General features: G+C 62.2%; 10 protein-coding genes. 6 read left to right on the top strand and 4 right to left on the bottom strand.

Annotation, left to right across the window (positions count from 1 at the left end):
* Nucleotides 1–140: 140 nt before the first annotated feature.
* Both guaA and guaB read right to left on the bottom strand, forming a co-directional pair.
* A complete protein-coding gene (gene guaA, locus ACNFCJ_RS21435; RefSeq protein WP_143505919.1) occupies nucleotides 141–1,718 on the bottom strand; it encodes a glutamine-hydrolyzing GMP synthase in 1,578 nt (525 codons plus the stop codon).
* Between the two features lie 262 nt (nucleotides 1,719–1,980).
* Nucleotides 1,981–3,450, bottom strand: a complete 1,470-nt coding sequence (guaB, locus tag ACNFCJ_RS21430; protein ID WP_104727015.1) for an IMP dehydrogenase — start codon at nucleotides 3,448–3,450, stop codon at nucleotides 1,981–1,983.
* A gap of 144 nt (nucleotides 3,451–3,594) precedes the next feature.
* On the opposite strand from guaB, the gene ACNFCJ_RS21425 reads away from it, so the two are divergent.
* Nucleotides 3,595–5,712: a TonB-dependent siderophore receptor gene (locus tag ACNFCJ_RS21425; RefSeq protein ID WP_416773528.1), complete on the top strand. Its 2,118-nt coding sequence runs from the start codon at nucleotides 3,595–3,597 to the stop codon at nucleotides 5,710–5,712.
* An 85-nt stretch (nucleotides 5,713–5,797) separates the two neighbouring features.
* Here the strand turns inward: ACNFCJ_RS21425 and ACNFCJ_RS21420 are convergent, their stop codons facing one another.
* Together ACNFCJ_RS21420 and ACNFCJ_RS21415 are read right to left on the bottom strand one after the other, a co-directional pair.
* Nucleotides 5,798–6,352 (bottom strand): sugar ABC transporter ATPase, encoded by a 555-nt coding sequence (locus ACNFCJ_RS21420; protein WP_256836802.1) that lies wholly within the window; start codon nucleotides 6,350–6,352, stop codon nucleotides 5,798–5,800.
* Nucleotides 6,353–6,408: 56 nt separating this feature from the next.
* Nucleotides 6,409–6,876 carry a multidrug/biocide efflux PACE transporter gene (locus tag ACNFCJ_RS21415; RefSeq protein WP_072426048.1) on the bottom strand — a complete coding sequence of 156 codons (468 nt, stop codon included), beginning with the start codon at nucleotides 6,874–6,876 and terminating at the stop codon, nucleotides 6,409–6,411.
* Nucleotides 6,877–6,910: 34 nt separating this feature from the next.
* On the opposite strand from ACNFCJ_RS21415, the gene ACNFCJ_RS21410 reads away from it, so the two are divergent.
* The 5 genes from ACNFCJ_RS21410 (at nucleotide 6,911) to ACNFCJ_RS21390 (ending at nucleotide 12,230) form a co-directional block, all read left to right on the top strand.
* A complete protein-coding gene (locus ACNFCJ_RS21410) occupies nucleotides 6,911–7,843 on the top strand; it encodes a LysR family transcriptional regulator (protein WP_416773526.1) in 933 nt (310 codons plus the stop codon).
* Nucleotides 7,844–7,886: 43 nt separating this feature from the next.
* A complete protein-coding gene (gene xseA / locus ACNFCJ_RS21405) occupies nucleotides 7,887–9,266 on the top strand; it encodes an exodeoxyribonuclease VII large subunit (protein WP_416773524.1) in 1,380 nt (459 codons plus the stop codon).
* A gap of 6 nt (nucleotides 9,267–9,272) precedes the next feature.
* Nucleotides 9,273–10,115, top strand: coding sequence for a peptidoglycan DD-metalloendopeptidase family protein (locus tag ACNFCJ_RS21400; RefSeq protein WP_416773522.1), 843 nt, complete (start codon nucleotides 9,273–9,275; stop codon nucleotides 10,113–10,115).
* A 120-nt stretch (nucleotides 10,116–10,235) separates the two neighbouring features.
* Nucleotides 10,236–11,498 (top strand): mechanosensitive ion channel family protein, encoded by a 1,263-nt coding sequence (locus tag ACNFCJ_RS21395; protein WP_416773520.1) that lies wholly within the window; start codon nucleotides 10,236–10,238, stop codon nucleotides 11,496–11,498.
* Between the two features lie 66 nt (nucleotides 11,499–11,564).
* Nucleotides 11,565–12,230 carry a glutathione S-transferase family protein gene (locus ACNFCJ_RS21390; RefSeq protein ID WP_106734663.1) on the top strand — a complete coding sequence of 222 codons (666 nt, stop codon included), beginning with the start codon at nucleotides 11,565–11,567 and terminating at the stop codon, nucleotides 12,228–12,230.
* The last annotated feature ends 13 nt before the right edge of the window (nucleotides 12,231–12,243 follow it).

Genomic DNA, 12,243 nt, shown 5'->3' with positions numbered 1-12,243 from the left:
CTGACGACCTTCGCCCTGGATGTAGCCCATAAACGACAATGCCCCCATCGACTGATGGAGGCATTGTCTTCAGCTTGCTCTCAGACTGCTAGGTTTTCACACAGTCTGCTAAGCCGGTCTTTTCATGCAGCGCTTCGGGATCACTCCCACTCAATCGTCGCTGGCGGCTTGCTCGACACGTCGTAGGTGACGCGGGAGATGCCTTCGATTTCGTTGATGATGCGGCCGCTGACGGTTTCCAGCAGCTCGTAAGGCAGGTGCGCCCAGCGAGCAGTCATGAAGTCCACGGTTTCCACGGCGCGCAGGGCAACGACCCAGGCGTAGCGACGGCCGTCACCAACGACGCCAACCGACTTCACCGGCTGGAATACAACGAATGCCTGGCTGGTCTTGTGGTACCAGTCGGCCTTGCGCAGCTCTTCGATGAAGATGTGGTCGGCGCGGCGCAGCAGGTCGGCGTATTCCTTCTTCACTTCGCCGAGGATGCGCACGCCCAGGCCAGGGCCCGGGAATGGGTGGCGATAGACCATGTCGTAAGGCAGGCCCAGCTCCAGACCGATCTTGCGCACTTCGTCCTTGAACAGTTCACGCAGCGGCTCGACTAGTTTGAGGTTCATTTCCTCCGGCAGGCCGCCAACGTTGTGGTGCGACTTGATCACGTGAGCCTTGCCGCTCTTGGCGCCAGCCGACTCGATCACGTCCGGGTAGATGGTGCCCTGGGCGAGGAACTGGATGTTGTCCAGCTTGCTGGCCTCGGCATCGAACACGTCGATGAAGGTGCGACCGATGATCTTGCGCTTCTTCTCCGGGTCGGACTCGCCGGCCAGGTTGCCGAGGAACTGCTCTTCGGCGTTGGCGCGGATCACCTTGACGCCCATGTTCTCGGCGAACATGGCCATGACCTGGTCACCTTCGTGCAGGCGCAGCAGGCCGTTGTCGACGAACACGCAGGTCAGTTGGTCGCCGATGGCCTTGTGCAGCAGCGCCGCGACCACCGAGCTGTCCACACCGCCGGACAGGCCGAGCAGCACATTGGCGTCACCAACCTGGGCACGCACGGCGGCAATGGCGTCTTCGACGATATTGGCCGGGGTCCACAGGGCTTCGCAGCCGCTGATTTCCAGCACGAAGCGCGAGAGGATACGGCCACCCTGCTTGGTATGGGTCACTTCCGGGTGGAACTGCACGCCATAGTAGTGACGAGTGTCGTCGCACATGGCGGCGATCGGGCAGCTCGGGGTGCTGGCGAGGATGTGGAAGCCTTCCGGCAGGCGGGTGACCTTGTCGCCGTGGCTCATCCACACGTCGAGGCCCAGCACGCCGTCGGCGTCGACATGATCTTCGATACCAGCCAGCAGCTGGCTCTTGCCGACCACGTCGACACGGGCGTAGCCGAATTCACGCAGGTCGGAACCTTCCACCTTGCCACCGAGCTGCTCGGCCATGGTCTGCATGCCGTAGCAGATGCCCAGTACCGGCACATTCAGGTCGAACACCGCTTGCGGCGCGCGCGGGCTATTGGCTTCGTGCACCGACTCCGGGCCACCGGCGAGGATGATGCCGCGCGGAGCGAAGGCACGGATGTCCTCGTCGCTCATGTCCCAGGGGTGCAGTTCGCAATAAACGCCGATCTCGCGCACGCGGCGCGCGATCAACTGGGTGTACTGGGAACCGAAGTCCAGAATGAGGATGCGGTGGGCGTGAATGTCGTGGGCCATGGCCGTCTCTCGTAGGTGTTCACAAATGACACGGGGCTGATCGAACAGCCCCGTTATTCATACATTGCAAAAATCGATTTGCCGCGTCGCGAGCGACGAGCAGGCAAGGCGGAGAGAAACGAGAAAGCGGAGTTTGCTGAAGCAAGCATTTACTCACTACGTTCGCCCTCCGGGCCGTCCTTTCGGACGTTCACTGGCGAGCCAGTGTCAAGTTTTTCTCCAACGCAGCATGCCCAGGCGCAGCAGCGTCAAATCGATTTTTTCAGCCGACGCGGTAGTTCGGCGCCTCTTTGGTGATCTGCACGTCGTGGACGTGCGACTCAGCCATGCCAGCGCCAGTGATGCGCACGAACTCGGGCTTGGTGCGCATTTCCTCGACGGTGGCGCAACCGGTGTAGCCCATGGAGGCACGCAGGCCGCCCATCAGTTGGTGAACGATGGCACTCATCGCGCCCTTGTAGGGAACGCGGCCTTCGATACCTTCCGGCACCAGCTTTTCGGCACCGGCCGAGGAGTCCTGGAAGTAACGGTCGCTCGACCCTTGCGCCTGCGCCATGGCACCCAGCGAACCCATGCCACGGTATGCCTTGTAGGAGCGGCCCTGGAACAGTTCAACTTCGCCCGGGGCTTCTTCGGTACCGGCCAGCATGGAGCCGATCATCACGGCGGAAGCGCCAGCGACGATGGCCTTGGACAGGTCGCCAGAGAAGCGGATACCACCATCGGCGATCAGCGGCACACCGGTGCCAGCCAGAGCGGCGGCCACATTGGCCACGGCGCTGATCTGCGGCACACCGACGCCGGCAACGATACGCGTGGTGCAGATCGAGCCTGGGCCGATGCCGACCTTGACGCCATCGGCGCCGGCTTCGACCAGCGCCTTGGCGGCGGCACCCGTGGCGATGTTGCCACCGATCACCTGGACTTCCGGGAAGTTCTCTTTCACCCAACGCACGCGGTCGATCACGCCCTTGGAGTGGCCGTGGGCAGTATCGACGATGATCACATCAACGCCGGCTGCGACCAGCGCCGCAACACGGTCACCGGTATCGGCACCGGTACCCACGGCAGCGCCCACGCGCAGACGGCCCTGATCATCCTTGCTCGCCAGCGGGTAGGCCTTGGCCTTCTCGATGTCGTTGACGGTCATCATGCCCTTGAGGCGGTACTGGTCATCGACGATCAGCACGCGCTCGATGCGGTGCTTGTGCAGCAGCTTGCGCACCACCTGGGTGTCTTCGCCTTCCTTGACGGTGACCAGACGCTCTTTGGGCGTCATCACGTCGCGCACCTTGGCAGCCATATTGCTTTCGAAACGCACATCTCGACTGGTAACGATGCCGACCAGATCACCATGATGCAGCACCGGCACACCGGAAATATTGTTCTGCCGGGTCAGGTCGAACAGATCACCCACCGTGGCATCGGCCTCGATGGTGATCGGGTCTTTCACCACGCCCGACTCGAAGCGCTTGACCTTGCGCACTTCGGCAGCCTGCTGCTCGACGGTCATGTTCTTGTGGATGATGCCGATGCCGCCTTCCTGTGCCATAGCGATGGCCAGGCGTGCCTCGGTGACCGTGTCCATTGCAGCGGACAGCAGCGGGATATTCAGTTCGATACCGCGCGTCAGGCGGGTCTTGAGGCTGACATCCTTGGGCAGCACCTCGGAATAACCGGGGATGAGCAGGACGTCGTCGAAAGTGAGTGCTTCTTGGCTGATGCGCAGCATGGAGGGCTCCCGAGCGGGAAAATAAGAAGCGCGGCATTATACCCAGCGAGCTCATTTCACTCAATGCAAAGTGTGTCTCTAGGCAGTCATACCTCGAAACACATAAAATAATGATTCTCAAAAACCCTTGCACTTGAGTGCCAAATGAAATTCAACCGCTTTTCCTTGAGTGGCCAAGGCGCCGCCCTTCTCACTTTTTGCCTGCTTCCAGCAGGCCACCTGCTGGCCCAGGAGCTGGAGCTGCCCAGCCAGGAAGTCGTCGCGGCGCCTGTGGCTGGCGAGAATGGCTACCAGGCCAAGCGCGCCAGCACGGCGAGCAAATCTTCAGTGGCACTCAAGGATGAAGCCCAGTCGGTACAGGTGGTAACGCCACAGACCATCGAGGACTTTCAGGTCAGATCGCTGGACGATGCGATGAAGTTTGTCAGTGGTGTCAGCCAGAGCAATACATTGGGTGGCACCAAAGATGCGTTTATCAAACGCGGTTTCGGCACCAATTCCGACGGTTCGATCCTGCGCGACGGCGTTCGCTCCAATCTGTCGAGAAACTTCACAGCCACCAGCGAACGAGTGGAAGTACTCAAAGGGCCATCGGCACTTCTTTATGGTGCGATGGATCCGGGCGGTTTGATCAACGTAATCAGCAAGCTCCCGCAGTACCAACAACGTACGATAGTGAGTGGCTCTGCGTTCAGCGAAGGTGGCGGTTCGCTGTCCCTGGACACAACAGGGCCAATCGGCGATAGCGGCCTTGCCTACAGGTTGATCACGGAGCGCCAGAATGAGGATTACTGGCGCAATTACGGCTCTCACGAACAGGTGCTCATAGCACCCTCGCTGACTTGGTCCGGTGAACGTGCCAGCCTGACACTCTCATACGAGTACAACGATTATTCCGCACCATTCGACCGCGGCACGGTATTCATCAATGGCCGCCCTACCAATGCCGATTACGATAAACGCCTGGACGAGCGCTGGGCCAAAACCCAAGGCATAGCCGAGAGTGCTCGCGCAATATTCGAGTATCAGCTAAGCGACGACTGGAAGACCCGTTTTACCCACGGCTGGAACAATGACACCTACGGCCTTTCCATTGCCCAGCCGGTGCCCAACTCGCTGAACGCCGCGACAGGCACTTTCCGGCGAGTCGGCAATGGCGCGCACTACGACGATGAAACCCGTTATAGCAGCCTGGACTTCATCGGCCAGCAGCACGTGTTCGGCCAACAACACGACCTGCTGATCGGTGTCGAGCATGAACTCAATGACCAGTACCGAGGCAAGACCTACCGCAACCCCACGGCTCTACGCCGTGACATCAATATCTATGACCCGGTTTACGGCAACCTGCCCGAGCCCAACGTAATCAGCTCAGCACAGAGCAACCGCCGCAACGAGCTGACGTCGGCCTCGATCTACGTCAAGGACAACTGGCACCTGGACGAGCGCTGGATTCTGGTACTGGGTGGTCGTTATCAGCACTACGACCAGTACATCGCCCAAGGACTGGGAGCCAGCCGCACCACGCTGTACGACAAAAATGATCAGACCCTGATTCCATTCACCGGCCTGGTCTACAAGGCCAGCGAAGCACTTTCCCTGTATGGCAACTACAGCCGCTCCTTCGTCCCCAACACCAGCGTCACCGATGCCGGTCAGACATTCGACCCCGAGGAAGGGCGCAGCTATGAAGTGGGAGCCAAATACGACCTGCGACCGGACCTCAGCCTGAATCTGGCCTTGTTCGATATCGTCAAGGAAAACGTAGTGGTGGGATCCGGCGATGACATGGAGGCCGCTGGCAAGGTTGGCTCGCGCGGCGTGGAGCTGGACCTCACCGGCCAGATAAGCGACCGCCTGACACTGATCGCCACCTACGCCTACACCCACACGGAAATTCTCGACGACCCTAGTGACGAAGGTAATCGACTCGCCCAAGCTCCTCGCCATACCGGCAGCCTTTACCTGACCCACGAGTTGCCAATCGATGAACAACTGGGCACCTGGCGTGTAGGCGGCGGCGCTCGCTATGTAGGCGAACGCACCGGCGACAATGCCGATAGCTTCAGCCTCAGCAGCTATACCTTGGCCGATGCGTTCATTCGCTGGGAATATCCGCTTTTGGGCCAGAAAACCGCATTGCAGTTCAATATCGACAACATCTTCGACAAGCACTACTACCCCTCCACCACAGGTAGCGAGCTCAATGTCAGCGTTGGTCAGCCCCGAACTGCCCGCCTGTCGGCCAGCGTCGAGTTCTAAAGAACCACTGTAGGAGGGACTTCAGCCGCGAAGGAGAGTGGAGAGCATCGCGGCTAAAGCCCCTCCCACAACGCCAGAACGTGGTTCACGCCGGATCGTCCACCCGCACCTGGCTCACCGCAAAGCCCAGGCGTTCGCCGAACTCTTCGACGAACGCCGGGCGCAGGCCGGCTTCAGCCCAGCCGTTGAAGATGAAGCCCAGGTTGGAAAAGCCGCATGGCTGCAGGAACAGGAAGCCGTTGATGTCATCTTCATGCCCGCACTCCGGGCAGGTGAAGTTGTCGGTCTCCCCTGGCCACCACACCTCCAGGCTGTCGAACAGCGGCACGCCCACTTCCCTGCGGCATTCGGCGCAGCCCGCCTCTTCGAGAAAGCCGCGCGTCGGTACATAGATGCAGCGGTGGGTAATGATCTCCAGACCATTGTGCGCCTGGCCATAAGGCAGCAAATCGGGACGCTGGGCGATACGCCGCGCGCCTGGTCCGATGGCGTAGGCCATACCGTTACCACCCTGGCCGCAGGTGGTCGGCAATGCCTCGACGATTTCCCGTTTGACCAGCCAGCGCAGCATGGCCTGGGCCTTTTGCTCGTGAGCGGGAAGCGTGGATATCTGCGGGACGAGGATCAGTTGCGCGGTCATGGTGTTCGAACGGCTGGCAAGGAAAGGGCGGCAGCTTAGGCGCTACCGCCGGCAAATCAAGCCCCACGACAGATCACAGCAGCCTGCTGCGCTTCACGACGGGCCACCCAGCGAGCACGCAGCACGTCGTAGATCCAGTTGAACGCCATGGTGTACGGCAGGAAAAACAGGATCAGCACGATATCCAAGAGCAGCGCCTCGAGCAGACCGATGGACAACCACCAGGCCGCCAGCGGTACCAGCACGACGATCAAGCCCACCTCGAACAGCAGCGCATGGCTGACCCGCGCTCGAAAACCGCGCTCGAAGCCCAGACGACTCTGTGCGCGGTCGAAGAGGTAGTTGAACAGCATGTTCCACAACATCGCCACGGTGGAGAACATCAGCGTCAGCACACCCAGGTGCAGCAGCGGCTTGTCCATGAACCAGGCCATGGCCGGCGCGCAGATAAGCACGGCAATACCTTCGAAGGCCAGGGCGTGACCGATGCGCTCACGCAGAGAGCGCGGCAAGGGCTGAGTCATGAAGCGAACCTCGTGATAAGTGACAACGAGCGCTATGATCATCGGAATATCAGCCAAACCAAAGGCAGCTGCCATCGGCAAAACCGATATGAATATTTCCCCCGATTCCCTCCAGGCCTTCGCTCAGGCCGCCAACTGCGGCTCGCTCAGCGCTGCGGCGCGGCGCCTGGGCAAGAGCCAGTCGACTATCAGCGAGGCCGTTGCGCGCCTGGAAATCGACCTGGGCGTGACGCTGTTCGAGCGCGGCCCACGCACATTGCAACTGACCGAAGCCGGGGCCAGCCTGCTGGCCCACGCCGAAGAGGTGCTCTGTGCCAGCGACCGCCTGGCGCGACACGCGGCCGGTTTGGCCAGAGGCCAGGAAGCGCGCCTGACCCTGGCTCTGTCCGATGCGTATCAGCCGAAACAATACGAAGTTCGCCTGCAGGAGCTGGATCAGCGCTTCCCCGACTTGCAGTTCGAAAGCCTGATCGCCGAACAGGCCGATGTACTCGATCTGGTTACTCAGGGCCGCGCACAGTTGGGGCTGCTAGGCGCGCAACCGACCTACCCGCCGCATATCGCCCACGCCCGCCTGGAAATGAGCAGCGAGTTCGGCCTGTTCGTGGCCAAGGATCATCCGCTGAGCAGGCTGGCCCAGGTACGCCAGGACGACTTGTCACGCTGGCGCTTGCTGCGCCTGAGCAGCGTCGCCCATGACGATGCCAATATCGATGACCTGCCCGGCAGTGGCGGACGTTGCTGGGCCGCACCGGACTACCTGATGCTGCTGGAGATGGCGCGCCTGGGCTTCGGCTGGGCCGAACTGCCACGACAACTGGTCGACGCCTACGGCTTCGACAGCCTGCATGAACTGCCCTGCAGTGGTTGGCCACGGCGGGTCACGGTGGACGCCATCTGGTCACGCCAGCGCGAACTCGGCCCGGTCGCAGCCTGGTTGCTCGAGCGTCTGCTGCAGGACGCCTGATGAAGGTCGCACCTGCGGTCCTCTCGGCTTATCATGCCGCCCCATGATCAATGATCCCTTTGCTCGCCTGAACCTCGACCGCGAGGTGCTCAGTGTCAGCCAGCTCAACAACCGCGCCCGCCTGCTGCTGGAGGACGTGTTCGCCGGTATCTGGGTCGAGGGGGAAATCTCCAACCTCGCCCGACCGGCCTCCGGTCACATCTACTTCACCCTGAAAGACAGTCAGGCGCAGGTGCGCTGCGCGCTGTTCCGGCAGAACGCTGCGCGTGTGCGCCAGGCGCTGCGCGACGGATTGGCGGTGAAGGTACGCGGCAAGGTCTCGCTGTTCGAGGGGCGCGGCGACTATCAGCTGATTCTCGACGCCGTCGAGCCTGCCGGTGACGGCGCGCTGCGCCTGGCTTTCGAGGCGCTGAAGGAAAAGCTCGGCGCCGAAGGGCTGTTCTCTACCGAACGCAAGATCGCCCTGCCCGCCCACCCCAAGCGCATCGGCATCGTCAGCTCACCGACCGGCGCGGTGATCCGCGACATCATCAGCGTATTTCGCCGCCGCGCGCCGCAGGTTGAGCTGAACCTGATCCCCACTGCCGTACAGGGCCGCGAAGCCACCGCACAGATCGTGCGCGCCCTGCAACGCGCCGACGCGCAGGGTTTCGATGCGCTGATCCTCGCCCGTGGCGGCGGCTCGCTGGAAGACCTCTGGTGCTTCAACGAAGAAGCCGTGGCCCGCGCCGTGGCTGCGTGCGTCACGCCCATCGTCAGCGCCGTGGGCCACGAGACGGACGTTTCCATCGCCGACTTCGTCGCAGACGTGCGCGCGCCGACGCCTTCGGCCGCCGCCGAACTGCTGGCCCCGGACAGCAGTGAGCTGGTGCAGCGCCTGCACAATCTGCAACGACGCTTGGTGCTGCAGATGCAGGGCCGTCTGGCCCGCGAACGTCTGCGTCTGGAAGGCGTGAGCAAACGCCTGCGTCACCCTGGCGAGCGCCTGCGCCAGCAAGCCCAGCGCCTGGATGACCTGGACATGCGCCTGCGCCGCGCCTTCAACCAGCAACTGGCCAATCAGCGCGAACGCCTGGCCCGTCTCGACGCGCGCCTCGCCTCCCAGCATCCGGGCCGCAACCTGGCACTGTTGCGCCAGCGTCTGGATGGCCTGGCTACGCGCCTGCCACGCGCCATGCAAGGCCAGCTACGTAGCCAGCGCCAGCAACTGGGCGCACTGGCCGCGCAACTGCATATCGTCAGCCCCCTGGCCACCCTCGGTCGTGGCTACAGCATCCTCCTCGACGAACGCGGTCAGGCCGTGCGCAGCGCCGCGCAGACCCGTCCTGGCCAACGCCTCAAGGCGCGCCTGAGCGAAGGCGAACTGGACGTACGCGTCGAAGACAACCACATACAACCGGCGACCTTGTCGCTCCTGGATTGAGAACCGATGTACAGCCTTACCCGCACGCAATTGTTCGCCGGCCTGCTGGCTCTGTGCCTTACCCTGCCCGCCCACGCCGAGGGTTTTATCACTCGCCTGCTGAACAAGCCGGTGCCGGGCGGTGTGGCGGTGGTCGATCTGGGCAACCCGGCGCAGGCACCCAAAGTGCGCTATCAGGGTAAGCAGGTGCTGACCGTTCACGAAGATGGCCAACGCTGGATCGCCGTTGTCGGCATCCCGCTCAGCGTCAAGCCAGGGACTCAACAGGTCGAGGTCGAGGGCGGTGGCCGCTTGACCTTCCAGGTCGGCGCCAAGCACTACGCCGAGCAGCGCATCACCATCAAGAACCAGCAGCAGGTCACCCCCAACGCCGCCAACCTGAAACGCATCGAGCGCGAGCTGGCCGAGCAGACCCGTGCCTACCAGCAGTTCAGCGCGCGCCAGCCGAGCAACTTGATGTTCGACAAACCGGTCAACGGCCCGCTGTCCAGCCCGTTCGGCCTGCGCCGCTTCTTCAACGGCGAGGAGCGCAACCCGCATTCGGGCCTGGACTTCGCCGCCAACCGCGGCACGCCGATCAAGGCTCCGGCTGCCGGTAAGGTGATCCTCATCGGCGATTATTTCTTCAATGGCAAGACGGTATTTCTCGACCACGGCCAGGGGTTGATCAGCATGTTCTGCCACCTGTCCGAGATCGACGTGAAGCTCGGCGACGAAATCTCCCGAGGCGGCCATCTCGGCAAGGTCGGCGCCACCGGGCGCGCCACCGGCCCGCACCTGCATTGGAACGTCAGCCTCAACGATGCGCGGGTTGATCCGGCGATCTTCATTGGTGCGTTCAAACCCTGAGCCGACGCAGCGTGCAACACCTGCCGTTTGGGTTAACGACACATTTTTGCTAGGGTACGGCGGCTCAGATGGCCGGCCGTGTAGCGTCGGCCTTTCCTCCTGCCTGCTTCGGAGCCGGAAATGCCGAATGAGCTGACTACCTGGATGAACTGGCTGAACACTCAGCCGGAACTGCTCACCCTCACCGCTACCCTCGTCCTGATCGTCGCCGCCTGGCTGTCGAACTGGGTGGTCAAACACATTCTGGTCCGCGCCATCTACCGCCTGGTCGGCGCGACCGCCCTGGGCCGCCATGGCCAGATCAAGGAAAGCGGTATCATCAAGCGCCTGTCCAACATCGTGCCGGCGCTGGTGCTGTCCAGCGGCGTGGTCTTGGTACCCGGCATGCCCGCTGCCGTAGTAGAAGTGACGCGCAACGTCTGCGGCGCCTTCGTGGTGCTGACCATCGCCATGGCCATTGGCGCGCTGCTGGATATTCTCAACACCCTCTACCAGCGCCGCCCGAATGCGCACCTGAAGCCGATCAAGGGCTATCTGCAGGTGATCAAGATTGCCATCTTCGCCATCGCCGCGATCCTGATGGTGGCCGCCCTGATCGACCGCTCTCCGCTGATTCTGCTGTCCGGCCTCGGCGCCATGGCTGCGGTGCTGATGTTGATCTTCCAGGACACTCTGCTATCGCTGGTGGCCAGCGTGCAGATCTCCTCCAGCGATATCATCCGCGTCGGCGACTGGGTGGAAATGCCGCAGCTCAACGCCGACGGCGATGTGATCGACATCGCCCTGCACACGGTCAAGGTGCAGAACTGGGACAAGACCATCACCACCATCCCGACCAAGCGCTTCATCACCGACCCGTTCAAGAACTGGCGTGGCATGCAGGAGTCCGGCGGACGTCGGATCAAGCGCGCGCTGTTTCTGGATCAGACCAGCGTTCACTTCCTCAGCGACGAAGAAATCGCACGGCTACGCCGCTTCATGCTCCTCGACGAATACCTCGACCGCAAGGATCAGGAGCTGCAGGACTGGAACACCAGGCTGGCCGAACACGGCAAGGAAGCTGTGAACACCCGCCGTATCACCAACATCGGCAGCTTCCGCGCCTACGTCGAGCACTACCTGCGGCACAACCCGAACATCCACCAGAACATGACCCTGCTGGTGCGCCAGCTCAGCCCGACTGCCGACGGCCTGCCGCTGGAAATCTACTGTTTCACCAATACCATCGCATGGAATGCCTACGAAGGCATCCAGTCGGACATCTTCGACCACCTGCTGGCGATCCTCCCCGAGTTCGGCCTGCGCGTGTTCCAGCACCCGAGCGGTGCGGACATGCGCGAATTGCGACCCACCATCGCCGAGCAGCCAAGGGCGGTGCAATAAAACGCTAGTGGTGCGTCCCGGAACGACGTATTACAGAACCCTGCCCCAAATCGGCCGGAGCTTGCCATGATCACCCTGCATCACCTGAACAACTCGCGTTCGCAACGTATTCTCTGGATGCTCGAAGAGATTGGTATCGACTATCAGGTCAAGCATTACCAGCGCGACCCGCAGACCATGCTCGCCCCTGCCGAATTGCGCCAGGTGCACCCTCTGGGCAAGTCGCCGTTGATCACCGATGGCGAACTGACCCTTGCCGAGTCCGGCGCCATCATCGAATACCTGGCCGAGCGCTATGGCGATTGGTTGCTGCCTGCCGCCGGTAGCGCGGAACGCTTGCGCTGCCGCTACTGGCTGCATTACGCCGAAGGATCGGCGATGCCACCGCTGCTGCTCAAGCTGGTGTTCGACAAGCTGCGCAGCGCGCCAATGCCGTTCTTCATCAAGCCAATCGCCCGTGGCATCGCGAACAAGGTCAGTCAGGCGTTCATCTCGCCGCAGTTGAAACTGCATTTCGACTACCTGGAGGGCCAACTGAGCGAGCACGACTGGTTCGCAGGCGATGCGTTCAGCGCTGCCGATATTCAGCTCAGTTTCCCACTTGAAGCAGCTGCCGCCCGTGGCGTACTCAACAACCACCCGCGCCTGAGCGATTTCCTGCAACGCATCCATGCCAGGCCAGCCTATCGCCGTGCCCTGGAAAAAGGCGGCGCCTACGACTACGCCGACTGAAGACGGATCATCG

The sequence above is a fragment of the Pseudomonas sp. NY15364 genome (genome assembly GCF_048068235.1).
Taxonomy (GTDB): Bacteria; Pseudomonadota; Gammaproteobacteria; order Pseudomonadales; family Pseudomonadaceae; genus Aquipseudomonas; species Aquipseudomonas mendocina_D.
Note: the sequence above shows the minus strand (reverse complement) of the source record. Positions and strands in the feature narration are given on the sequence as shown.

Coding starts and splice junctions, on each gene's coding strand:
- guaA (WP_143505919.1), bottom strand. CDS start 1,718: ATGGCCCACGACATTCACGCCCACCGCATCCTCATTCTGGACTTCGGT.
- guaB (WP_104727015.1), bottom strand. CDS start 3,450: ATGCTGCGCATCAGCCAAGAAGCACTCACTTTCGACGACGTCCTGCTC.
- ACNFCJ_RS21425 (WP_416773528.1), top strand. CDS start 3,595: ATGAAATTCAACCGCTTTTCCTTGAGTGGCCAAGGCGCCGCCCTTCTC.
- ACNFCJ_RS21420 (WP_256836802.1), bottom strand. CDS start 6,352: ATGACCGCGCAACTGATCCTCGTCCCGCAGATATCCACGCTTCCCGCT.
- ACNFCJ_RS21415 (WP_072426048.1), bottom strand. CDS start 6,876: ATGACTCAGCCCTTGCCGCGCTCTCTGCGTGAGCGCATCGGTCACGCC.
- ACNFCJ_RS21410 (WP_416773526.1), top strand. CDS start 6,911: ATGATCATCGGAATATCAGCCAAACCAAAGGCAGCTGCCATCGGCAAA.
- xseA (WP_416773524.1), top strand. CDS start 7,887: ATGATCAATGATCCCTTTGCTCGCCTGAACCTCGACCGCGAGGTGCTC.
- ACNFCJ_RS21400 (WP_416773522.1), top strand. CDS start 9,273: ATGTACAGCCTTACCCGCACGCAATTGTTCGCCGGCCTGCTGGCTCTG.
- ACNFCJ_RS21395 (WP_416773520.1), top strand. CDS start 10,236: ATGCCGAATGAGCTGACTACCTGGATGAACTGGCTGAACACTCAGCCG.
- ACNFCJ_RS21390 (WP_106734663.1), top strand. CDS start 11,565: ATGATCACCCTGCATCACCTGAACAACTCGCGTTCGCAACGTATTCTC.